The organism is Clavibacter sp. VKM Ac-2873, assembly GCF_015351075.1.
Classification (GTDB): Bacteria; Actinomycetota; Actinomycetes; order Actinomycetales; family Microbacteriaceae; genus Clavibacter.
In genome coordinates, this window is the sequence record NZ_JADKRS010000001.1 from 166,019 (window position 1) to 188,479 (window position 22,461).

General features: G+C 73.3%; 21 protein-coding genes and 1 tRNA gene. 15 read left to right on the forward strand and 7 right to left on the reverse strand.

What is annotated here, in order from left to right; genetic code table 11:
- Window positions 1-91 precede the first annotated feature (91 nt).
- Window positions 92-177, reverse strand: a tRNA-Leu gene (locus ITJ44_RS00800).
- 114 nt (window positions 178-291) lie between these two features.
- Here ITJ44_RS00800 and ITJ44_RS00805 point away from each other — a divergent pair.
- Genes ITJ44_RS00805 through mshC form a run of 3 tightly spaced genes read left to right on the forward strand, consistent with a single transcriptional unit; the run spans window position 292 to window position 3,763 of the window.
- Window positions 292-1,602 (forward strand): M20/M25/M40 family metallo-hydrolase, encoded by a 1,311-nt coding sequence (locus ITJ44_RS00805; protein WP_194632903.1) that lies wholly within the window; start codon window positions 292-294, stop codon window positions 1,600-1,602.
- Window positions 1,603-1,644: 42 nt separating this feature from the next.
- Complete coding sequence (locus tag ITJ44_RS00810) at window positions 1,645-2,463, forward strand: undecaprenyl-diphosphate phosphatase (RefSeq protein WP_194632904.1); 819 nt, start codon at window positions 1,645-1,647, stop codon at window positions 2,461-2,463.
- Between the two features lie 4 nt (window positions 2,464-2,467).
- Window positions 2,468-3,763 (forward strand): cysteine--1-D-myo-inosityl 2-amino-2-deoxy-alpha-D-glucopyranoside ligase, encoded by a 1,296-nt coding sequence (gene mshC, locus ITJ44_RS00815; RefSeq protein WP_194632905.1) that lies wholly within the window; start codon window positions 2,468-2,470, stop codon window positions 3,761-3,763.
- Between the two features lie 57 nt (window positions 3,764-3,820).
- Here mshC and ITJ44_RS00820 read toward each other — a convergent pair whose 3' ends face one another.
- The gene (locus ITJ44_RS00820; RefSeq protein WP_194632906.1) at window positions 3,821-4,771 is read right to left on the reverse strand and encodes a PAC2 family protein; all 951 of its coding nucleotides are present in this window, start codon (window positions 4,769-4,771) and stop codon (window positions 3,821-3,823) included.
- Window positions 4,772-4,863: 92 nt separating this feature from the next.
- Here ITJ44_RS00820 and ITJ44_RS00825 point away from each other — a divergent pair, with 92 nt between their 5' ends.
- From ITJ44_RS00825 to lnt, 9 genes are all read left to right on the forward strand, one after another.
- Window positions 4,864-5,559 carry an HAD family phosphatase gene (locus tag ITJ44_RS00825; protein WP_194632907.1) on the forward strand — a complete coding sequence of 232 codons (696 nt, stop codon included), beginning with the start codon at window positions 4,864-4,866 and terminating at the stop codon, window positions 5,557-5,559.
- Window positions 5,556-6,647, forward strand: coding sequence for a tRNA (adenine-N1)-methyltransferase (locus ITJ44_RS00830; protein ID WP_194632908.1), 1,092 nt, complete (start codon window positions 5,556-5,558; stop codon window positions 6,645-6,647). The genes ITJ44_RS00825 and ITJ44_RS00830 overlap by 4 nt, the downstream gene beginning before the upstream one ends.
- A gap of 61 nt (window positions 6,648-6,708) precedes the next feature.
- Window positions 6,709-7,752, forward strand: a complete 1,044-nt coding sequence (locus ITJ44_RS00835; protein WP_194632909.1) for an FKBP-type peptidyl-prolyl cis-trans isomerase — start codon at window positions 6,709-6,711, stop codon at window positions 7,750-7,752.
- A gap of 48 nt (window positions 7,753-7,800) precedes the next feature.
- Entirely contained in the window at window positions 7,801-8,808 is a 1,008-nt protein-coding gene (locus ITJ44_RS00840; RefSeq protein WP_194632910.1) for a WYL domain-containing protein, read from the forward strand.
- Window positions 8,805-9,794 carry a YafY family protein gene (locus ITJ44_RS00845; RefSeq protein ID WP_194632911.1) on the forward strand — a complete coding sequence of 330 codons (990 nt, stop codon included), beginning with the start codon at window positions 8,805-8,807 and terminating at the stop codon, window positions 9,792-9,794. Before ITJ44_RS00840 ends, ITJ44_RS00845 begins: the two co-directional genes overlap by 4 nt.
- A 216-nt stretch (window positions 9,795-10,010) precedes the next feature.
- Window positions 10,011-10,355 carry a Sec-independent protein translocase subunit TatA gene (tatA, locus tag ITJ44_RS00850; RefSeq protein ID WP_194632912.1) on the forward strand — a complete coding sequence of 115 codons (345 nt, stop codon included), beginning with the start codon at window positions 10,011-10,013 and terminating at the stop codon, window positions 10,353-10,355.
- Between the two features lie 54 nt (window positions 10,356-10,409).
- A complete protein-coding gene (tatC, locus tag ITJ44_RS00855) occupies window positions 10,410-11,162 on the forward strand; it encodes a twin-arginine translocase subunit TatC (protein WP_194633999.1) in 753 nt (250 codons plus the stop codon).
- 95 nt (window positions 11,163-11,257) lie between these two features.
- Window positions 11,258-13,729 carry a DEAD/DEAH box helicase gene (locus tag ITJ44_RS00860; protein ID WP_194632913.1) on the forward strand — a complete coding sequence of 824 codons (2,472 nt, stop codon included), beginning with the start codon at window positions 11,258-11,260 and terminating at the stop codon, window positions 13,727-13,729.
- Complete coding sequence (gene lnt / locus ITJ44_RS00865) at window positions 13,726-15,324, forward strand: apolipoprotein N-acyltransferase (protein ID WP_370551590.1); 1,599 nt, start codon at window positions 13,726-13,728, stop codon at window positions 15,322-15,324. Before ITJ44_RS00860 ends, lnt begins: the two co-directional genes overlap by 4 nt.
- 86 nt (window positions 15,325-15,410) lie before the next feature.
- Here the strand turns inward: lnt and ITJ44_RS00870 are convergent, their stop codons facing one another.
- Genes ITJ44_RS00870 through ITJ44_RS16085 form a run of 3 tightly spaced genes read right to left on the reverse strand, consistent with a single transcriptional unit; the run spans window position 15,411 to window position 16,936 of the window.
- Window positions 15,411-15,776 carry an RNA polymerase-binding protein RbpA gene (locus ITJ44_RS00870; RefSeq protein ID WP_012038371.1) on the reverse strand — a complete coding sequence of 122 codons (366 nt, stop codon included), beginning with the start codon at window positions 15,774-15,776 and terminating at the stop codon, window positions 15,411-15,413.
- Window positions 15,777-15,836: 60 nt separating this feature from the next.
- Window positions 15,837-16,625, reverse strand: coding sequence for a glycerophosphodiester phosphodiesterase family protein (locus ITJ44_RS00875; RefSeq protein WP_194632914.1), 789 nt, complete (start codon window positions 16,623-16,625; stop codon window positions 15,837-15,839).
- Window positions 16,622-16,936, reverse strand: a complete 315-nt coding sequence (locus ITJ44_RS16085) for a hypothetical protein (protein WP_194632915.1) — start codon at window positions 16,934-16,936, stop codon at window positions 16,622-16,624. The genes ITJ44_RS00875 and ITJ44_RS16085 overlap by 4 nt, the downstream gene beginning before the upstream one ends.
- A gap of 176 nt (window positions 16,937-17,112) precedes the next feature.
- Here ITJ44_RS16085 and ITJ44_RS00885 point away from each other — a divergent pair, with 176 nt between their 5' ends.
- Genes ITJ44_RS00885 through ITJ44_RS00895 form a run of 3 tightly spaced genes read left to right on the forward strand, consistent with a single transcriptional unit; the run spans window position 17,113 to window position 20,489 of the window.
- A complete protein-coding gene (locus ITJ44_RS00885; RefSeq protein ID WP_194632916.1) occupies window positions 17,113-17,892 on the forward strand; it encodes an SDR family oxidoreductase in 780 nt (259 codons plus the stop codon).
- Window positions 17,893-17,931: 39 nt separating this feature from the next.
- Window positions 17,932-20,019 (forward strand): S9 family peptidase, encoded by a 2,088-nt coding sequence (locus ITJ44_RS00890; protein ID WP_194632917.1) that lies wholly within the window; start codon window positions 17,932-17,934, stop codon window positions 20,017-20,019.
- Window positions 20,016-20,489 (forward strand): NUDIX hydrolase, encoded by a 474-nt coding sequence (locus ITJ44_RS00895; protein WP_194632918.1) that lies wholly within the window; start codon window positions 20,016-20,018, stop codon window positions 20,487-20,489. Before ITJ44_RS00890 ends, ITJ44_RS00895 begins: the two co-directional genes overlap by 4 nt.
- Window positions 20,490-20,671: 182 nt before the next feature.
- On the opposite strand, the gene ITJ44_RS00900 is transcribed toward ITJ44_RS00895, so the two are convergent.
- Both ITJ44_RS00900 and ITJ44_RS00905 read right to left on the reverse strand, forming a co-directional pair.
- Window positions 20,672-21,103, reverse strand: coding sequence for a hypothetical protein (locus ITJ44_RS00900; protein WP_194632919.1), 432 nt, complete (start codon window positions 21,101-21,103; stop codon window positions 20,672-20,674).
- A 281-nt stretch (window positions 21,104-21,384) separates the two neighbouring features.
- Window positions 21,385-22,284: an SDR family oxidoreductase gene (locus ITJ44_RS00905; RefSeq protein ID WP_194632920.1), complete on the reverse strand. Its 900-nt coding sequence runs from the start codon at window positions 22,282-22,284 to the stop codon at window positions 21,385-21,387.
- Window positions 22,285-22,461 lie beyond the last annotated feature (177 nt).

The window sequence follows — 22,461 nt, forward strand, 5'->3', positions numbered from 1 at the left end:
AGCCGGGCGCGCCGCGAGAGCGCGGAGGAAGCCGCGCCGGGAACGAGGAAGAGCCGGCCGGATCCTCGTGGATCCGACCGGCTCTCGTGTGTGTCCGAAGGGGGACTTGAACCCCCACGCCCTAATACGGGCACTAGCACCTCAAGCTAGCGCGTCTACCAATTCCGCCATCCGGACAGGATGTGCGGCCCGCCGTCTCCGGCTGCCGAGAGACGACATTAGCACGGCTCCGGAGGCGCCCCGACCACCTCGCGGCAGGACGCCCGCGTCCGGTCTCGATAGCGTTGACCCATGACCGACACGCTCCCCGACGACCTCGACGCCACCGCCCGGATCGCCCGCGACCTCATCCGGTTCGACACGACCAACCACGGCGAGGGCCGGTCGGAGGGGGAGACGGAGGCCGCGCAGTACGTCGAGCAGCACCTGAAGGACCTGGGCCTGGAGCCCGAGCTGATCGACGCCGCGCCCGGCCGCACGAGCGTCCTCGCGCGCATCCCCGGCCGCAACAGGGACAAGCCGGCGCTCGTCGTCCACGGCCACCTCGACGTCGTGCCCGCCGACCCCGCGAACTGGTCCGTCGACCCGTTCGGCGGCGTCATCAAGGACGGCATGCTCTGGGGCCGCGGCGCCGTGGACATGAAGAACATGGACGCGATGATGATCACCGCGCTGCAGGAGATCATCACCTCGGGCCGTGCCCCCGAGCGGGACCTGATCATGGGCTTCTTCTCCGACGAGGAGGCGGGCGGCGTGCTCGGCTCCGCCTACGTCGTCGAGAACCGGCCCGATTGGTTCGAAGGCGCGACCGAGGCCATCAGCGAGGTCGGCGGCTACTCCATCGACCTCGCCGGGAAGCGCGCGTACCTGCTCCAGACGGGCGAGAAGGCCCTCATCTGGATCCGCCTGGTCGCTACGGGCACCGCGGGCCACGGCTCGCAGGTCAACCGCGACAACGCGGTCACGCGGCTCGCGGGCGCCGTCGCGCGGATCGGCACGGAGGAGTGGCCGGTCCACCTCACCGACACGACCCGCCAGCTGCTCGACGAGATCGCCCGCATCGTGGGGGCCGACCCGACGCAGGTCACGCCGGACGACCTCGCGATCGCCACCGGCACGGCCTCGAAGTTCATCGCCGCGACGCTGCGCACCACCACCAACCCGACGCTGCTCCACGCCGGCTACAAGCACAACGTGATCCCCGACACGGCGGAGGCGCTCATCGACATCCGCGTCCTGCCGGGCGAGGAGGACGAGGTGCTCGCCCGGGTCCGCGAGCTCGCCGGCGAGGGCGTCGAGGTGCGCATCGTGCACCAGGACGTCGGCCTCGAGAACCCGTTCCAGGGACCGCTCGTGGACGCCATGGTCCAGACCCTCGGCGCGCACGATCCCGAGGCCGAGGTCCTGCCCTACATGCTGTCCGGCGGCACCGACAACAAGGCGCTCAGCCTCCTCGGCATCACCGGCTACGGCTTCGCGCCGCTGAAGCTCCCGGCCTCCATGGACTTCCCGTCGATGTTCCACGGCGTCGACGAGCGTGTCCCCCTCGACGCACTAGTCTTCGGAAGGCAGGTCCTCCGCGACCTCCTCCTGAACTACTAGATCCGAGCCCCAGGTGGGCCACCCGACACTTGGAGCACTCGTTTGAGCTATCTCGAGGCGATCATCCTGGGCCTCGTCCAGGGACTGACCGAATTCCTGCCCATCTCCTCGAGCGCGCACCTCCGCATCGCCGGGCTCTTCATGGGCGGGGACCCAGGCGCCACTTTCACCGCCATCACGCAGCTCGGCACCGAGCTCGCGGTCGTGGTGTTCTTCCGCCGGCGCATCGGCAAGGTCGTGTCGGCGTGGTTCCGCTCGCTCCGCGGCGGCATGCCGAAGGGCGACCCGGACGTGCGCATGGGCTGGCTGGTGATCATCGGCACCATCCCCATCGGCATCGCGGGCTACCTGTTCCAGGACACCATCCGCTCCACGTTCCGCTCGCTCTGGATCGTGGCGATCGTGCTCATCGTCTTCGGCATCCTGCTCGGCCTCGCCGACCGCTACAGCCGCAGCGACCGCCTCGAGAAGGACATGACGTACGGGCACGGCATCAGCATCGGCATCGCGCAGGCCCTCGCCCTCGTCCCCGGCGTCTCCCGCTCGGGCGCCACCACCACCGCGGCGCGCGCGTTCGGCTACGCCCGCCCGGTCGCGGCGGAGTACTCGTTCCTCCTCGCGGTCCCCGCGGTGTTCGGCAGCGGCCTCTACGAGCTGGTGAAGAGCTTCGACGAGACCGGCCAGGCCGGCGCGGGCCAGACCGCGGTCGCCACGCTCATCGCCTTCGTCGTCGGCCTCGCCGTCATCGCCGGGCTGATGCGGTACATCTCCACCCGCACGTTCATGCCCTTCGTGGTCTACCGCGTCGCCCTCGGCGTCGTGCTCCTGGTGCTCCTCGGCACCGGCGCGATCGCGGCCTGATCCCGTGCGCGCCTGGTCACGCCCCGTCGTCCCCGCCGTCGCGGGGGAGCCGCCCGTCCCGACCCTGTTCGACACGAGCGCGGGATCGGTCCGCCCCGCCGAGTGCACGGGCGACGGCCGCGTGGGCCTCTACGTCTGCGGCATCACCCCGTACGACGCCACCCACATCGGCCACGCGTCCACCTACCTCGCGTTCGACACGCTCCAGCGCGTCTGGCTCGACCGCGGCTACGACGTCGCGTACGTGCAGAACGTCACCGACGTCGACGACCCGCTGCTCGAGCGCGCGACCGCCACGGGCGTGGACTGGCGCGACCTCGCCGCGGAGCAGGTGGAGCTGTTCCGCACCGACATGGAGGCGCTGCGGATCCTGCCGCCTGACTCCTACGTGGGCGTCACCGAGGTCGTCGACGAGGTCGCGGCCGCGGTCGCGGAGCTCGTCCGGCGCGGCACGGCCTATTCGGTCGCCACGCCCGACGCCGCCCAGCCGGGCGCCACGGACCTCTACTTCGACGTGGCCCGCGCCGGCGAGGACGGCCCGTGGGTGCTCGGCGACGAGAGCGGCTACGACCGCGACACCATGGCCGCCCTCTCCGCCGAGCGCGGCGGCGACCCCGAGCGGCCGGGCAAGCTCGACCCGCTGGATCCACTGCTGTGGCGCGCCGAGCGCGCGGGCGAGCCGGCGTGGGACAGCGTGGTCGGTCGTGGTCGGCCCGGATGGCACATCGAGTGCGCCGTCATCGCGCTGCGGAAGCTCGACCGGCCGGTCACCGTGCAGGGCGGCGGATCCGACCTGATCTTCCCCCACCACGAGATGTCGGCCGGGCACGCCTCCGCCCTCACGGGCGAGGAGTTCGCGTGCGTCTACGCGCACAGCGGCATGGTCGCCTACCAGGGCGAGAAGATGAGCAAGTCGCTCGGCAACCTCGTGCTCGTGTCGCGCCTGCGGGCCGCGGGCGTCGATCCCCGCGCCATCCGCCTCGCGCTCCTCGCCCAGCACTACCGCGCGGACTGGGAGTGGACCGACGCGCTCCTCGCGGAGTCGGTGGCGCGTCTCGCCGCGTGGGATGCGTGGGCCTCCGAGGCCGCGCCCGACGCCGACGCCGACGCCGACGCCGGCTCCGCGGGGCCGGGCGAGCTCGTGCAGCTCGTCCGCGAGCGGCTCGCCGACGACCTCGACACACCCGGCGCGATCCTGCTGCTCGACCTCCGCGTCGCGACCGGCGTCCCCGCGACGCCCGTCGAGGTGGCCGCGATCGACGCGCTGCTGGGCGTCTCGCTCGGGAGCACGGCGGTCTGACCAGCGGGCACCGGTCATCCGGCGCCCAACGGCCATCGACCGTGGGGGCTACTGGTCCTAGGGGTCCTTGGGGTCCTTGGGACGCCACGGCTCCTCGGGCCGGTCGTCGCCGCGGCCGCGCGGCCCGTCCCCGCGGCGGAGGTACTTCTCGAACTCCTGCGCGATGGCCTCGCCGCTCGCCTCGGGGGAGTCCACCGTGTCGCGGGCCTGCTCGAGCTGCTGGATGTAGGACGCCATGTCCTCGTCCTCGCCCGCGAGCTGGTCGATGCCGGCCTCCCACGTGGCCGCCTCCTCGACGAGCTCGCCGCGCGGGATCACCACGTCGACCATCTCCTCGAGCTTGTCGATGAGGGCGAGCGTGGCCTTGGGGGACGGCGCGCTGTGCACGTAGTGCGGCACGGAGGCCCAGAGCGACACGGTGGGCATGCCCATCTCCTCGGCGCGCTGGGCGATGATGCTGAGGATCCCGACGGGGCCCTCGTACGTGCTCCGCTCGATGCCGAGCTCCGTGCGCACGGCGGCGTTCTCGCTCGTGGAGTAGACGGAGATGGGGCGCGTGTGCGGCACGTCGGCCAGCAGCGCGCCGAGCAGCACGACGCCCTCCACGCCGGCGGCGCGTGCCGCGTCGAGCACCTCGGCGGTGAACGCCGTCCAGTGCCGGGACGGCTCGACGCCGAGGAGGAGGTGGATGCTGCCGCCGTTGTCGCCGCTCACGCCGAGCTGCGCGTCGGCGGCCAGGTCCTGCGCGGGGCGGCGCGGGTCCTTCGGGCCGTAGAGCGTGGCGCCCGGCCACTCGAGCTCGCGGGTGCCGTCCTCGGCGAAGCCGATGGTGGGGCGGTTGAACTGGAAGTCGAAGTAGTCCTCGGGATCCACCGACGACACCGCCTCGAGGTCGAGCAGGTCCTTCAGCGCCCGGACCGCTCCGCTGGCGGCCTCGCCCGCGTCGTTCCAGCCCTCGAAGGCGACGACCAGCAGCCGTCCGCTCACGAACCTCTCGGCATCCGCCACGTGACTCCCGTTCCGTCTCGCCCTACGGCCGCCCGGCCGGCGGTCATCGTACGATCCTAGGACGCACCGCCCCGCCGGTAGACTCGCTCCCCGTGATCAGCAACAGACCCGCGGCCGTCCTCTGGGACATGGACGGCACGATCGTGGACACGGAGCCCTACTGGATGGTGGCGGAGGAGGCCCTGGTCGGCTCCTTCGGCGGCACGTGGACCCACGAGGACGGGCTCCGGCTCGTCGGCAACGGGCTCGACGACTCGGCGCGCATCCTCCAGGAGGCGGGCGTGGACCTGCCCGCCGCCGAGATCATCGACCGGTTGAGCGACCGCGTGATGGAGCAGATCCTCGTCGAGGTGCCGTGGCGCCCTGGCGCCCGGGAGCTCCTCCGCGCGATCCGCGAGGCCGGCATCCCCACCGCCCTCGTCACCATGAGCATCGGCCGCATGGCGCGGCAGGTCGCCGAGGCCGTGCCGTTCGACGCGTTCGACCACGTCGTCGCCGGCGACGACGTCACCCGCAGCAAGCCGCACCCCGAGGCGTACCTCGCGGCCGCCGACCTGCTGGGCGTCGACATCCGCGACTGCGTCGCCATCGAGGACTCGGTGCCCGGGGTCGCGTCCGCCGTGGCCTCCGGCGCCACGGTCATCGCGGTCCCGCACCACGTGCCGCTGCCGGCCGACGACGCCTACGTCCTCTGGGACACCCTCGCCGGCCGCACGCTCGCCGACGTCGAGGCCGCCCACGCCGATCGCCGGTCAGCGGCCCCCGTCCGCGACGAGGTGCGCGCGTGACCGTCGACACCGCAGCCGCGCGCTTCAGCGGGCCCTTCCGCGCGGGCGACCGCGTGCAGCTCACCGGCCCCAAGGGCCGCCTCAACACGATCCTGCTCGAGCCCGGCAAGGTGTTCCACACCCACCGCGGCATGCTCGACCACGACGACCTCATCGGCCTGCCCGACGGCAGCGTCGTGAAGAACAGCGCGGGCATCGAGTGCCTGGCCCTCCGGCCGCTGCTCTCGGACGTCGTCATGTCGATGCCGCGGGGCGCGGCGATCATCTACCCGAAGGACGCCGCGCAGATCCTCGGCCTCGCCGACGTCTTCCCCGGCGCCACCGTCGTGGAGGCGGGCGTCGGATCCGGGGCGCTCTCGATGTGGCTGCTGCGCGCGCTCGGGCCGACCGGCACGCTGCTCTCCTTCGAGCGGCGCGAGGAGTTCGCGGACGTCGCCCGCGGCAACGTCTCCAGCTACTTCGGCCACAGCCCGGAGAACTGGTCCATCACGCTGGGAGACCTGGCCGATGCGCTGCCGACCGTCACCGAGCCGCACTCCGTCGACCGGGTGGTCCTCGACATGCTCGCGCCGTGGGAGTGCGTCGACGCGGTCGCCGAGGCGCTCACGCCCGGCGGCGTGCTGCTCTGCTACGTCGCCACGGTCACGCAGCTCTCGCGCGTCGCCGAGGCGCTCCGCGACTCGGGTCTCTTCACGAACCCCGACGCGAGCGAGACCATGATCCGCGGCTGGCACGTCGAGGGCCTCGCCGTGCGTCCCGAGCACCGCATGATCGGGCACACCGGCTTCCTCATCACCGCGCGCCGCCTGGCGCCGGGATCCGTGCTGCCGCAGCTCAAGCGCCGCGCCTCGAAGTCCGACTTCAGCGACGAGGACATGGAGGCGTGGACCCCCGGGTCCCTGGGCGAGCGCAAGGTGAGCGACAAGGTCCTGCGCAAGCGGGTCCGCATCGCGGAGCACGGCGCCCAGCTCGCGGGCGCCCGGGACCAGGCAGAGGCGGGCGACCCGGTCGTCCCCGATGACGCGGCCGACGCGGCCGACGCGGCCGGCGCGGCCGATGCGCCGGAGCCCGGCGACCCCACCGCCTAGGATGACAGGGCCGATCACGCGGGTGCGTGCCGGCCGCCCCCACCATCGAAAGAGGAGTCACGTGCGCCGTTCCGCCGCGCTCACCGTCTGCGCAGGACTCGTCCTGACGCTCGCCGCCTGCAGCCCCTCCGGCTCCGGATCCGGTGCGGCGGCGGGCTGCACGCCCCTCGCCCAGGCCGGCACGTCGTCGAGCACGGTCACGGCCACGGGCGACGTCGGCAGCGCGCCCGCCTCGGTCGCGTTCCCCACGCCGCTCAAGCCCTCGGGCATCGAGGTCTCCACCCTCGTGCAGGGCGACGGCGCGCCCGTGCAGCCGCACCAGGGCATCACGGCCGCGGCCTCCATCGTCGACGGCAAGACCGGGAAGGACCTCGCGGACTACGCGCGCATCGCGCCGAACGCCCGCACCACCGGGTCGCCCCTGTTCACCCCCGCGTCGCTGCACGAGTCGCTGCCGTACCTCGAGGACGCGATGACGTGCATGCCCGTCGGCTCGCGTCTCGCGGTCACGGTGCCCGTGTCCACGGTCTTCCCCGGCCAGGACCTCTCGGCCCAGGGCCTCGACGCCACCGACGGCCTCGTCCTCATCGTCGACATCACGTCCTCCTTCCCCGAGAAGGCCACGGGGGAGCCACGGCCCGCCCAGGCCGGCTTCCCCTCCGTCGTCACGACGGACGACGGCGTCCCCGGCATCACCATCCCGCCGAGCACGCCGCCCACCGAGTACCGCGACGCGCTGCTCCGCGCGGGCGACGGCGCCGAGGTCGGCGACGGCGACACCGTCACGCTGCAGTACACCGGCGTCGTGTGGGGCACGAGCACGTCGGCGGAGAAGCAGGCCGTGTTCGGATCCAGCTGGACCGGCGGCGGCCCCCTCCAGGTGCCCGCCACCGCGACCACCACCGCGCCCTCCACGGGCGCCGCCTCCGCGCTGGTCGTCACGCCGGGCCTCGCGAAGGCCCTCGTCGGCAAGCACGTCGGCGACCAGGTCATCGCGGTCGTCCCGCCGGGTGACGGCTTCGGCGACCAGGGCTCGGCCAAGGTGCCCGCGGGATCCACCCTCGTCTACGTGGTGGATATCCTCGGGACGAGCACCACCAAGTAACGACGCATCGCCACCGGCCGGGGGCTGCACCGACGTGAGGACCACCGCGTGCCCGAGACATCCCGCCGACCGACCGTTCCCGTCGAGGAGCGCCTGTTCAGCCTCGTGCTGGCGCTGCTCGCCACCGAGCAGGGGCTGACCAAGAACGAGGTGCTCTCGAGCGTCCAGGGGTACCGCCAGCGGTACCGCGCCGGCGGGGACAACGCCAACCTGGAGCGCCAGTTCGAGCGCGACAAGGACGACATCCGCGACCTCGGAGTGCCGCTGGAGACCGTGGAGGCGCCGGGCCAGGAGGGCAACAACCAGCTCCTGCGCTATCGGATCCCGCGCGGCGCGTACGAGCTCCCGGCCGACCTGTCGTTCACGCCGGAGGAGACGACGCTCCTCAACCTCGCGGCCATGGTGTGGCGCGAGGGCTCGCTCTCGGGGGAGTCGCGGCGCGCCCTCATCAAGCTGCGCTCGCTCGGCGTCGAGTCCGACGACCCGGTCATCGGCTACGCCCCCCGGCTGCGGACGCGCGAGGCGGCGTTCGCGCCGTTGGGCGTCGCGTTGGAGCGGCACGTCCTCGTCTCGTTCGGCTACCTCAAGCCGGGCGAGCGGACGGCCCGGATCCGCACGGTAGCGCCCCTCGCGCTCGTCCAGCACCAGGGCCGCTGGCACCTGCACGGCATCGACCAGGACGCCGACGGACCGCGCACGTTCCTGCTCTCCCGCATCGTCGACCGCGTGCGCGTGACGAGCCGCGTCTTCGTCCCCGAGGGGGAGGACCACGCCGAGCGCGCCCTCGCCGACCTCGACCGCGTGTGGGCGAACGGCGTCGGGGAGGTCGCGGTGGCTCCCGGATCCGACGCGGAGATCCGCCTCCGTCGCCGCCGCGGCACGGAGGACCTCGGCGACGGGCGCCTCCGCGTGCACTACTCCGACACGAACCTCTTCGCCGACGAGGTCGCGGGCTTCGGCCCGGAGGCGCGGGTGATCGCGCCACCGCGCCTGCGGGACGCCGTCCGCGCCCGCCTCGCCGAGACCGTCGCCGCCCACCGGGAGGACGCATCATGACCGACCGCGCCGCGCCGCTCCAGGCGCAGGACAAGCTGGCGTTCCTGCTGGCGCTCGTGCCCTACCTCACCGACCACGGGCGCGTCAGCGTCAGCCAGGCGGCGGCGCACTTCCGGGTGCCGCCCGAGCAGATCCGGCAGGCCGTGCGCCTCATCGCGGTGTCGGGCGTCCCCGGATCCACCGCCTCCTACCAGCACGGCGACCTCTTCGACATCGCGTGGGACGACTTCGAGGACAACGACCAGATCGTCATCACGCACATGGTCGCCATCGACGACTCCCCGCGCTTCTCGGCGCGGGAGGCGGCCGCGCTCATCGCCGGCCTCCAGTACGTCTCGTCCCAGGCGGACGCCAGCGACCTCGACCTGGTCGGCCAGCTCATGGCGAAGCTCGCGCGCGGCTCCTCGGCGAGCCCCAGCCAGGTCGCCGTCGCGGCCGGCGCGGGCGACGGCACCCGCGCGGACCTGCGTCGCGCCATCGCGGACGAGCGGCGCGTCGAGTTCGACTACCGCAGCCCCCGGGGCGGTACGGAGCGCCGCGTCGTGGATCCGCTGCGCCTGGAGTCGATGGACGAGGACTGGTACCTGCGCGGCTGGGACCTGGCGCGCGGCGCCGTCCGCACGTTCCGCCTCGACCGCCTCGACGAGCTCGTCGTCACCGACCTCCCGCCGGAGCACCGGCCGCAGGACGTCGTGCTGGGCGACACCCTCTTCGAACCGAGCCCCGACGACCTGCGCGTCACCCTCGAGGCCCAGGAGTCGGCGCTGCCGCTCCTCGGCGACTTCGTGGGCGACGAGCGGCCCGAGCCCGTCGCGGGTCGACCCGGCCGCGTCGCCGTCACGGTGCGCGTCGCCCACTACCAGGGCCTCGTGCGCCTGGTCGCGGGCATGGCGGGCGTCGTGGTCGTCACGTCGCCGCCGGAGGCACGGGCAGCCGTGGCCGAGTGGGCCGCGCGCGCGGCGGCCGCGTACGACGACGCCGACTGAGCCGCGGCACCGACTGAGCCGTGGCACCGAGCGGCGCGCGCCCGGGCTCCGAACACCAGGTACCAGGAGGACGCCGCGCGGACCAGTGGTCGGCCCAGCGGAACTCCGGGTGAACCGCAATGCCGCGCAGGGTGTGCTGGCGGGTCGCGACGGTAGACTCATCGCGGATCCCGACAACGACTGTCCGGCCCCCCGACCTGAAGGAACGTGAACCACATGCTCGGAAACCTGACCGGATGGCACCTCGTCATCATCCTCGTCGTCATCGTGCTGCTCTTCGGTTCCACGAAGCTGCCCGCCCTCGCCAAGAGCGTCGGCCAGTCCATGCGCATCTTCAAGGGCGAGGTGAAGACCATGAAGGAGGAGAGCGGATCCGACCACCGCGACGACTCCCGCGAGGAGAACCGCCGTCGCGACGAGGAGCGCTACCGTGCGGACGACCGCGACGCCACCCCGCGCGACTACGTGCGCCCCGGTGAGTCCCGCGTCGACGAGCCCCGCTACGACGCCCCGCGCTACGACTCCCCGCGCGACGGCGGGGACTCCCGCCCTCGCGCCTGATCCGTGAGCACCACCGAGCGTCCCCGCCAGAAGAAGCGTGACGCGGAGGGGCGCATGTCCCTCGTCCAGCACCTGCTGGAGCTCAAGAAGCGCCTGTTCATCGCGGGCGTCGCCATCATCCTGGCCATGGTCGTGGGCTGGATCCTCTCGTCGTTCGTCCTGGAGGCGCTGCGCCAGCCCATCGAGACGATCAACGCGGAGCAGGGGCGGAACGCCAGCCTCAACTTCCCGACCATCACCTCGGCCTTCGACCTGCGCCTGCAGATCGCGCTCTACGTGGGCCTCATCATCTCGAGCCCCGTGTGGCTGTACCAGGTGTTCGCGTTCCTGGTGCCCGGGCTCACGAAGACGGAGCGGCGCTACACGTTCGGCTTCTTCTTCTCCGCCGTGCCGCTGTTCCTCGCGGGGTGCGCGGCCGGGTGGTTCGTGCTGCCGCACATCGTCGCGCTGCTGACGCAGTTCGCCGGCGCCGGCGACTCGTCCTTCATCACGGCCCGCGAGTACTTCGACTTCGTCCTGAAGCTCGTCTTCGCGGTGGGCATCGCGTTCGTGCTGCCGGTGTTCCTCGTGCTGTTCAACTTCATGGGGATCCTGACCGGCGCGACCATCATCAGGTCGTGGCGGATCGCCATCCTGCTGATCATCCTGTTCTGCGCCATCGCCACGCCGGCCGCCGACGTCATGTCGATGTTCCTGCTGGCCGTCCCGATGACGGTGCTGTACCTGGTGGCCGCGGGCATCTCGCTGCTCAACGACCGCCGTCGTGCCCGCAAGGCCGAGGCGATGACGGACGACCTGCTGTCCTGATCCACGCCGACCACGACGCCCGTCCCGGGAGGGGCGGGCGTCGTCGCGTCCGCGGCCGGCCGGCGCCCGGATCCGGAGCCTAGGATGGCGGCATCGTGACAGACCAGCTCTCGCCCGCGGAACGCTACGCGGCCTCCCGCAGCCGCCGCAGCCTCCCGCTCCTCGAGTCGTTCGCGAGCGGACTGCGCTTCGACCTCGACCCCTTCCAGCGCGCCGCGGCCGAGTCGCTGGAGAACGGGCGCAGCGTGCTCGTGGCGGCGCCGACGGGCGCGGGCAAGACGATCGTGGCGGAGTTCGCGGTGTACCTCGCCATGCAGCGGCCGAGCGCCAAGATCTTCTACACGGCGCCGATGAAGGCGCTCAGCAACCAGAAGTACGCGGAGCTCGTGGCCGAGTACGGCCCCGACGAGGTGGGCCTCCTCACGGGCGACACGAACGTCAACAGCCGCGCGCGCATCGTCGTCATGACGACCGAGGTGCTGCGCAACATGCTCTACGCCGACTCCGACCTGCTCCACGACCTCGCCTTCGTGATCATGGACGAGGTGCACTACCTGGCCGACCGCTTCCGCGGCGCCGTGTGGGAGGAGGTCATCATCCACCTGCCGCAGACCGTGCGGATGATCTCGCTGAGCGCCACCGTGTCCAACGCCGAGGAGTTCGGCGACTGGCTGCAGGCGGTGCGCGGCGAGACCGACGTGATCGTCTCCGAGGAGCGGCCCGTGCCGCTCGAGCAGCACGTCATCGTGCGGCACCGCATGGTCGACCTCTTCGACTCGTCCGGCCTCGCTGCCACGCACCGGGTGAACCCCGAGCTCGTCCGCATGACGCACGGCGGCGGGCGCGAGGCCGTGCGCGTGCGCGGCGGCCAGGGCCAGTCGCGCGGCCGGGCGGGCGCGGGCGGCGGATCCGGCCGACGGGCACCCGGCGCGTGGGACCGCGGCCGGATGGACAGGCCCGAGGTCGTCGCCCTCCTCGAGGAGCGGAACCTGCTCCCGGCCATCTTCTTCATCTTCAGCCGCGCGGGCTGCGACGCCGCCGTCACGCAGGTGCTCCGCGCGGGCGTCCGCCTCACCCACGCGCACGAGCGCGACGAGATCCGCGCCGTCGTGGAGGAGCGCTGCCGCACGCTCCGCGACGAGGACCTCGCCGTCCTCGGCTACTGGGAGTGGCTCGAGGGCCTCGAGCGGGGCGTCGCGGCGCACCACGCCGGCATGCTGCCCGCCTTCAAGGAGGTCGTCGAGGAGCTGTTCCAGCGGAAGCTCGTGAAGGCCGTGTTCGCGACCGAGACGCTCGCGCTCGGCATCAACATGCCGGCGCGCACCGTGGTGCTCGAGCAGCTGGAGAAGTTCAACGGCGAGGCGCGCGTGCCGCTCACGCCGGGGGAGTACACGCAGCTCACGGGACGCGCGGGCCGCCGCGGCATCGACGTCGAGGGCCACGCCGTCATCCAGTGGAAGGACGGGCTGGATCCGCAGGCCGTCGCCTCCCTCGCCTCCCGTCGCACCTACCCGCTCAACTCGAGCTTCCGGCCCACCTACAACATGGCCGTCAACCTCATCGACCAGTTCGGCCGGGAGCGCACGCGCGAGGTGCTCGAGTCGTCGTTCGCGCAGTTCCAGGCCGACCGCGCGGTCGTCGACCTCGCGCGCAAGGTCCGCACGCAGGAGGAGTCGCTCGCCGGCTACGAGAAGGCCATGGTCTGCCACCTCGGGGACTTCCGCGAGTACTCGGGGCTGCGGCGCGAGCTCAGCGACCTCGAGCGCGCGACCGCCGCCCGCGCCGACATGCAGCAGCCGGGCCAGCACGGCGAGCGCGACAAGCGGCAGCGCCAGCTGACCGACCTCCGCCGCCGGATGAAGGCGCACCCCTGCCACGCGTGCAAGGACCGCGAGTCGCACTCGCGCTGGGCGGAGCGGTGGTGGCGCCTCAAGCGGCAGACGGATGCGCTCGGGCAGCAGATCCGCACCCGCACCAACGCCGTGGCCAAGGTCTTCGACCGCGTCACCGAGCTGCTGCTCTCGCTCGGCTACCTCAAGCGCGCCGCCGACGGCCAGGTCGCGCCGACCCCCAACGGCCGGATGCTCAAGCGCATCTACGGCGACCGCGACCTGCTCGTCGCCGAGTGCCTGCGCACTCAGGTCTGGGTGGACCTCGATCCCGCCGCCCTCGCCGCCATGGCCGCCTCGCTCGTCTACCAACCCCGTCGCGACGAGGGCGACCGCAACGACCGCAACCTCCCGCGCGGACCGTTCCGCGCGGCTCTCGAACGCACGGAGGAGATCTGGTCGCGCCTCGACGACGTCGAGCGCGAACGTCGCCTGCCGACGACCGACCCGCTGTCCACCGGGCTGTGCGCCCCCATGCACCGGTGGGCGCGCGGCGGCAGCCTGGACGCCGTGCTCGACGAGGCCGACCTCGCGGCCGGCGACTTCGTGCGCTGGACGAAGCAGACGATCGACCTGCTCGACCAGCTCTCCATCGTGGCCGACGGACCGGTCTCCCGGAACGCCCGCACGGCCCTCGACAGCATCCGGCGCGGCATCGTCGCGTACTCGTCGGTGTGACCGCGCTCGCCCGCGCTCCCCGACGGGAGCGCCGCGTCCCCGCGCCGCCGACCCTGCTCGGCGCCGCGGGGGCTTCCCGTCCGCCGCTGCCCCTGTGGGGCGCGCTGCTCGCCGCCGCCGCGTCCGGGCCCGTCACGGATGCCGCGTTCCCCGACCGCGGGCTGTGGCCGCTCGTCTTCCCCGGGATCGCGCTCGTGCTCATCGCCCTGCGGGGACGGCGCGCGGGGCCAGCGTCCCTCATCGGGCTCGTGGCCGGGCTGGCGTTCTACCTCACCCACATCGAGTGGGCGTCGCTGTACCTGGGGCCGGTGCCGTGGATCGCGCTGTCGGCCCTGGAGTCGCTGTTCGTCGCCGTCGGGGCGGTCGCCATCGCGACCGCGACGCGCTGGATCCCGCGCACGTTCCCCACGGTCGCCGGGCGTGTGATCCTCCTGCCGGTCACGATCGCCGGGCTGTGGACCGCGCGCGAGGCGATCTCCGCGGTCTGGCCGTACGGCGGCTTCGCCTGGGGCCGGGTGTCGCTGTCCCAGTCGGAGAGCCCGTTCGCGCACCTCGTGACATGGCTCGGCCTCTCCGGGCTGTCCTTCGTCCTCGTCCTCCTCGTCGCGCTGCTGCTGGAGCTGTCCGCGGAGGGGCGTGTGCGGCGGTCGTCCCGCGCGCTCGTCGCGGGGATCGCGGTCGCGCTGGTGCTCGTCGTCCCCGCGTTCCCGGTCACGACGACGGGCACCACCCGCGTCGCCGCGGTGCAGGGGAACGCGAAGGCGGGGTACTTCGACGGCGCGCGTTACGGCGACATCCTCCGCGCGCACCTCGCCGCCACCGCGGAGATCCCCGCGGATGCCGGCGTCGACATGGTGGTGTGGCCCGAGAACGCGGCCGACGCGGATCCGCTGCGCGACCCGGGGTCCGCCGCCGCGCTCGACCGGGTCGTGGCGCGGCTCGGCGCGCCGCTCGTGGTGGGGACGGTCACCGAGCGCGACGGCCGCTACTACAACGAGTCGCTCGTGTGGACCGGGGGAGGCGCGACCGACCACTACGACAAGAAGCACCCCGTCCCGTTCGGCGAGTACGTCCCCGACCGCGCGTTCTGGGAGCCGTTCGCGCCCGACCTCATCGGCCTCATCCAGCGCGAGTACACGCCCGGCACGACCGACCAGGTGATGGACGTCGCGGGCGTGACCGCCGGCATCGCGATCTGCTTCGACATCGTCGACGACCAGCTGACGACCGACATGGTCCACGAGGGCGCCGGTCTCATCCTCGCCCAGTCCAACAACGCCGACTTCGGCCGCACGGACGAGAGCGTGCAGCAGCTCGCGATCGCCCGGATGCGCGCGCTCGAGACGGGCCGCAGCGTCGTCAACATCTCGACCGTCGGCACCAGCGCGATCGTCGGACCCGACGGCCGGGACCTCGACCGACTGCCGTGGTTCACCGCCGGCTCGATGGTGGTCGACGTGCCGACCGCCGACGTCGTCACCCCGGCGATCCTCGTCGGGCGCGACATCGAATGGCTCGTCTCCGGGCTCGGCCTCGGCGCGTTGACGGTGGCGGGCATCGCCCTCGGGCGCCGCGGCCGTCGCTCCGCCCGCTGACCGGCCACCGGCCTGCACGCAGAGGAGCACCCCCCGGCGATGCCGAGGGGTGCTCCTGCGTCCGTCTCGCGAGCGGAGGGGTCGGGTCAGGCGCCGATGCGGTGCTGACCGCGCCGCGCGCGGAGGGTGGCGAGGCGCTCCTCGAGGAGCTCCTCCAGCTCGGCGCGCGTCCGGCGCTCGAGCAGCATGTCCCAGTGGCTCCGGGGGACCTTCGCCTCGACCTCGTCGTGGGCGACGGGCGCGCCCTCGGCGTCGAGGAGGCGCCCCTCCAGGCCGCTCTTCGGCGACTCCCAGACCTCGGGGACCTCGGCGTCGGCCGAGAACACCACCTCGAACGTGGTGCCGTCGGTGGTGCGGTACGTCTTCCTCTGCCGGGGGGAGAAGCTGACGCCCTCCTCGCTCTGCAGGCTCGTGGATCCGAGCCGCATCCCGCGCAAGCTGCGATCTGCCATGGTGGTCTCCTCTCGCGATGCACTCCCCGTTGTAAACCGTTCGGCTGTGAGGATCCTTTCTCAGGACTGCCGGTTCCCAGGCGAATCCCAGTCCCTGTCGCCGAGGGCGGCGAGCGCGAGATCGGGCCGGTCCGTGACGATGCCGTGGATCCCGGCCCTGACCAGGCGGATCATCTCGCCGGGGTCGTCCACCGTCCAGACGTGCACCTCGCGGACGGCACGCGCGAGCCGCGCGACCATCGCGGGGGAGACGGTGCGGATCCCGAACACCCGACAGGGCATCTGGACGGCGTCGACGCCGCGGAGGGCGATGCGGACCACCGGCGCGAGGCCGAGCCGTGCGCCGAGGACCGCGAGGACGAGGCGACCCGCGTCGGCGGACGTGGCCGCGCCGGGGAGGAGGGCCAGAGCGCGCCGTCGCCGGGAGCCCGAGAACGACGTGACGAGCACGCGGTCGACGGCGTCGGCGTCGCGGATCGCCCGGGCCGCGGCCACCGGGGCGTCGCCGCCCTTCACATCGACGTTCAGCCGCGCGTCCGGCAGGGCCGCGAGCAGCTCCGGGAGCGTGGCGACGCGCGCGCCGGATCCGAGGTCGATCGCGCGCAGCTCCGCCAGCGTCGCGTCCCGGACACGGCCGCGGCGGCCGGTGAGGCGTCGGAGGTCGGCATCGTGCCAGAGCACGCACGCGCCGTCGGCCGTGACGTGCACGTCGGTCTCGAGGTGGGTGACGCCGAGCTCCCAGGCGGCGCGGAAGGCGTCGAGCGTGTTCTCCACCGCGCCGGATCCGGTCCAGCCGCGGTGCGCGAGGACGCGGGGGACGTCGCCGGCGAACCAGTCGCTCCGGGTCACGCGGGTCGCTCGTCGTCGGCAGGCGCCGTCGACGGGTCGCGTGCGTGGTCGTCGTCCGGTCGAGGGCCGTCGACCGGGAGCGCGCGGAGGAGCGCCGGGCGCGCCACCCGCAGCAGGGCGATCGCCGCCACGACGGCCACGAGCGCCTGGAGCCACCAGGAGGCGCCGACGAGGCCCGACAGCAGGCCCACCAGCGCCGCGACGCCGCCGCAGAGCCCCATCAGGTCGAGCCGCCGCATCTCCACGACCACCGCCGTGACGATGAGCGCGAGCCAGGCGATCCACGCGTGCTCGTCGAGGAGGACCGTCACCGCTGCTCCCTCGCTCCGTGGACCGGACGCCCCGAACCTAACCCACCGGCCGGACGACGGGCGATAGGCTCTCCTGGCCGTCCGCGTGTGTCCCGCCCGCGCGGCCCGACCCGCCCCGTCCCTCGCCGGACGACCCGTCGCGCGCGACCGGCGCGCACCCTTGGAGGAGTACCGCTGTGAGCACCGTCGACGAGATCCGCCCCTTCGCCCCCGACGAGCTCCGCGGACGCCGCGCGCTCGTCACCGGCTCCTCCCGCGGCATCGGCGCCGACACGGTCGCGTACCTCGCCGACGCGGGCGCGGACGTCGTCGTCAACTACCGCAACAAGGCCGCGCGGGCCGAGAAGCTCGTCGCCAAGCTGATCGAGGGCGGCACGAAGGCCATCGCCGTCGGCGCCGACCTCACGGATCCGGAGTCGGTCGACCGCCTCATGGAGACCGTCCGCGCCGAGCTCGGCGGCCTCGACGTCCTCGTGCTCAACGCCTCGGGCGGCATGGAGAGCGGCATGGCCGAGGACTACGCCATGACCCTCAACCGCGACGCGCAGCTGAACGTCCTGCGCAGCGCGCTGCCGCTGCTGTCCGAGGGCGGCCGGGTCGTCTTCGTCACGAGCCACCAGGCCCACTTCATCCGCACCACCGAGACGATGCCCGAGTACGAGGGCGTCGCCCGCAGCAAGCGCGCGGGGGAGGACGCCCTGCGCGAGCTCATCCCGGAGCTCGACGAGCGGGGCATCGGCTTCGTCGTCGTGTCCGGCGACATGATCGAGGGCACCATCACCGCGACGCTCCTCGGCCGCATGAACCCCGAGGCCATCCAGCAGCGCAAGGAGGCGTCCGGCGGCCTGTACAACGTCTCGCAGTTCGCGGCCGAGGTCGCGCGCGCGGTCGTCGACCCGATCCCCGCCGACCACACGCGCCTCGTGGGCGACACGGGCAGCTTCCAGCCCGAGTGACCCGAGGGCGGTCGATGCCCCGGGGCTAGGCTCGATCCGATGAAGACCACGGATCTCGACCTCCTCACCTCCGTCTCCCGCCCCGCCGTCGCGCCCGACGGCCGCGTCGCCGTCGTCTCGGTGACGCGCCCGCGGGTGCACGCCGACGCGTACACCGGCCAGCTGTGGGAGGTGACGACGGACGGGTCCGTGCCCCCGCGCCGCATCACGCGCGGCTTCCGCGACACGGCGCCGCGCCTCTCTCCGGACGGCAGCGTCATCGCGTTCCTCCGCGCGGAGCCGAAGGGGCCGCCGCAGCTGCACGTGGTCGGGGCGGGGGGAGGGGAGCCGGTCGCCCTCACCGACGAGCTCCTCGGGGTGGGCGCGTTCGACTGGGCGCCCGACGGCACGCGCATCGTCTACGCGTCGCGCGTCGCCGAGCCCGGGCGGTACGGGAGCGTCGACGGCGTGTCGGCGACGGCCGAGCCCGCCCGCCGGATCACCACCACCCGGTACCTCGCGAACGGCCTCGGCTGGTCCACGGACCGCCACACGCAGCTCTCCCTCGTGGACCTGCCCGCGCTGGACGCGGAGCCGTTCGTGGCCGCCGTCCCGTCGGGCTACGCCGACGCGGCGGACCCCGCGGTCCGCGGAGACGGTGCGGGCGACACCCCGTCGGCTGCCGAACGCGCGGGCGTGCCCCCGGTCGTCCGCCTCACCGACGAGCCCGTCGACCACGACGCGCCGCGCTTCTCCGCCGACGGATCCGAGGTGCTGTTCGTCGCCTCCCGCCACGAGGGTCGCGACGACGACCTGCTGTCCGGCGCCTACGCCGTCGCCGTCCCCGCTCCCGGCGCGTCGTCGACCGGCGTGCCCGAGGTCCGCACGGTCGTCTCGCACGAGGCCGGGCTCGGCGTCGCCGAGGTCGCCTCCGTCGCGGGCGGCCGGATCTTCCTGCTCGCGCAGGACCTGGGGGAGTCCGGCGTCGACTTCGTCGCCCGCAACACCGCGCTCTACGTCCTCGACGACGGCGACACCGCGCCGCGCGTCCTGACCGACGCCGAGACCGTCGACCTCGGCGGCAGCGGGATCACGGTCGAGGACCGCGACGCCGTACTCGTCCTCAACGGATCGCGCGGCACGGTGCAGCTCCTGCGCGTCACCGCGGACGGCTCCACCGAGGCGCTCGTCGACGACCAGGTGGAGATCACCGGCGTCGGCGTCGGGGGAGGGGCCGTCGTGGTCGCCCTCACCGATCCGCGCACCCACGGCGACCTCGCGCTCGTGCGCACCGACCGGGCGCCCGACGCGGGATCCGCGCTCGTGCCGCTCACCGACTTCTCCGCGCCGCTCCGGGAGACGGGGATCCGCCCGCTGCACGAGCTCGTCGTCGACGGGCGTGACGGGTACCCGGTGCACGGCTGGGTCGTGCTGCCGGAGGGGGAGGGGCCGCACCCCGTCCTCCTCGTGATCCACGGCGGACCGTACGCGGCCTACGGCGTGCACCTCTTCGACGAGGCGCAGGTCTACGCCGACGCCGGGTACGCGGTGCTCCTGTGCAACCCGCGGGGCGCGGCCGGCTACGGCCAGGCCCACGGCCGGGTCATCAAGGAGCGCATGGGCACGGTCGACATGCACGACGTGCTCGACTTCCTCGACGGCGCGATCGCCGTGCACGAGTCCATCGACGGATCCCGCGCCGGCATCATGGGCGGCTCCTACGGCGGCTACCTCACGGCCTGGACCATCGCGCACGAGCACCGCTTCCAGGGCGCGATCGTGGAGCGCGGCTTCCTCGACCCGGAGCTCTTCACGGGCACATCCGACATCGGCACGTTCTTCGGCGAGGAGTACACGGGTCACGACGAGGAGACGCGCCGCGCGCAGAGCCCGCAGGCGTTCGCGCACCAGGTGCGGACGCCGACGCTCGTCGTCCACTCCGAGGACGATCTGCGTTGCCCGCTGTCGCAGGCCGAGCGGTACCACCTGGCGCTCGTGCGCGCGGGCGTCGAGACGGAGATGCTCGTGTTCCCGGGAGAGGACCACGAGCTCAGCCGGTCCGGCCGGCCGCGCCACCGCGTGCAGCGCTTCGAGGCGATCCTCGACTGGTGGGCCCGGCACCTGCCCGTCGACGGCGGTGCGCGATGACCGACGGCGATGTGGTGCGGCACGTCCGCGACACCGCGCGGATCCTGCTGGTCGACGAGCGCGACCGGCTCCTGCTCTTCCTCACGAACTACTCGACCGACATCGACCTGCCGCCGCGCTGGCTGACGCCCGGCGGCGGGATCGACCCGGGGGAGTCGCCTGCCCAGGCCGCCCGCCGCGAGCTGTTCGAGGAGACCGGCCTGCGCGTCGAGTCCGTCGGCGAATCCGTCTGGGAGCACGACTACGCGCGCGAGCGCATCGACGGCGACCTCGACACCGGCCACTCGACGTTCTACCTCGTGCGCACGACGGCGTTCGCGCCGGTGTCCGACAACTGGATGCCCGACGAGTTCGACGACATCCACGCGCACCGCTGGTTCGGCCTCGACGAGCTGGCCGCGGCGCATGAGCCGTTCGAGCCGGCCGAGCTGGTGGAGGTCGCCCGCGAGGTGCTGTCGCGCCGCGGTTGATCCCGCGGAATGCCAGCCCTACTGGGTCGCAGCAGTGTGCCGATAATGCACATTATGTCATGTAACGTCTCGCGGAGACGCTCCCTGGTGAGGTCCGCCGCCCGCGCGCCCGCGCTCCGCCTGCGTGCGCCTCGGTCACCGCGAGCCCGCGCACCGGCGCCGTGCCGGCGCTGGTGGTCGTCTCACGCCGTGAGCGCCGTCCATCTCCACCAGAGCGCATGGTGCTCGCCCTCCTCGACACGGAACCGCCTGCCGCACACGGCGCATGCGCACTCGAAGGTCGCCGGCCACCCGGAAGGATCCCGTCGGAGGACGGTCGCATGCCCGCGCTCCTCCTCCCGGTCGGGGTCGAAGGCCAGGAGCCTCGGGTAGTCGTCGCACCAGCATCGCCAGCTCCGGTAGCCCCGCACCTTGCGGAGCGCGTGATCGAGGGCGTCGCGGTTGGGCCGGATCATCCCGCCGAGCTCGATGTCCACCGTAGCCCGCCGGATCCTCGGCAGCGCGATCCGGAGTTCCTCTAGCAGCACGGTGTCGCGGGAGCCGATGACCTCCCAGGTCGCCTGCCAGATGCGCTGCGGATCCGAGGAGAGCAGGTCGTCGAGCGTGTTCGTCACCACATCACCACCGTACGTCGCCCGGGAATGCCCCGAGCTGCCGTCGCGCGCTCCGCCTGGATCGTCCGAGGCGCACGGGCCGTCCCCGTTGCACCCGCAGCCATGCAGGAGTCCTGGTCATGAGCTCGACTCCCCCTGACGGTCCGGGGCGGTGGGTCTCACGAGATCCGCGCCCTCGCGGCCTCCCGCACCCGATCCCGGTCGCGACCCGGCTGCCCGCCTGGGTCGGGCGCCGGGAGCGCGCGCTCCCCCGTGTCCACGACGTCGGCGCCGTCCTCGGATCACGCGGTGCCAGCGGATCCGCTCGCGCCTCGCCCGGTGGCCGCCAGGAACTCCGCCAGGCTCGTGGCCCGGCGGCCGAGCACGCGCTCGACGTCGCCGCTCACGTGCTCCATCTCGCCGGCGGCCATGGCCGTGTACGTGCTGATCCACGCATCCAGCTGCCACTCCGGCGCCTGCCACACGGCGCGCGACGCGCGCGCCTCCTCGAGGGTCTCGGCCCGGTACGTGACGGGGCGCCCCTGGGCGGCGGCGACCGTCGCGGCGATCTCCCCCATCGTCAGCGCCTCCGGCCCGGTCAGCTCGTAGGCGGCGCCGGCGTGCGCCTCGGGACCGCGGAGGATCGTCGCGGCCACCTCGGCGACGTCGGCGCGCGTGACCGCGGCCACGCGCCCGTCGCCGGCGGGACCGCGGATCACGTCGTCCTCGCCGACGAGCTGGCTCACGAAGTCGATGTAGAAGGCGTCGCGCAGGAAGGTCCAGGCCATGCCGGACGCGCGGATCCGCTCCTCCGTCGCGTGGTGGTCGCGCGCCAGGGTGAACGTCGCGTCGGGAGCCGCGCCCTGGAACGACGTGTAGACCACGTGGCGGACCCCCGCCTCCGCCGCCGCGTCGACGAAGGCGATGTGCTGCGCCCGCCGGTGCTCGTCCTCGGCGGCGGACACCATGAGGAGCGTCGACACGCCCGTGAGCGCCGCGACGGAGGCCGCGTGGTCCCCGTAGGACACCTCGTGCACGGTGGCGTCGGGCAGCCGGGGCGCTCGAGCGGGCGTGCGCGCGAGGAGGCGCAGCGGGACGCCGGCGTCGGCGAGGCGGCGGGCCACCGCTCCCCCGACGGCGCCGGTGACGCCGGTGACGGCGATGACGCCGGTGACGGCGATCGAGCTGGTCGGCGTGGTCATGGTGGTCTCCCCTCCGCGCGGCGGGCGCCGCGGATGCGGGTGCGATCCGATGCGCCCCGCGATCGTCCGACACTATCCGGGCGAGCGCCGCGGAGGACGAGGTGAGCTGTCCCGACCGGCCGGGCGGCCCGGCACTCTACCCGTGACCGACGCTCGTCTCGACCCCTGCCCGGGCAT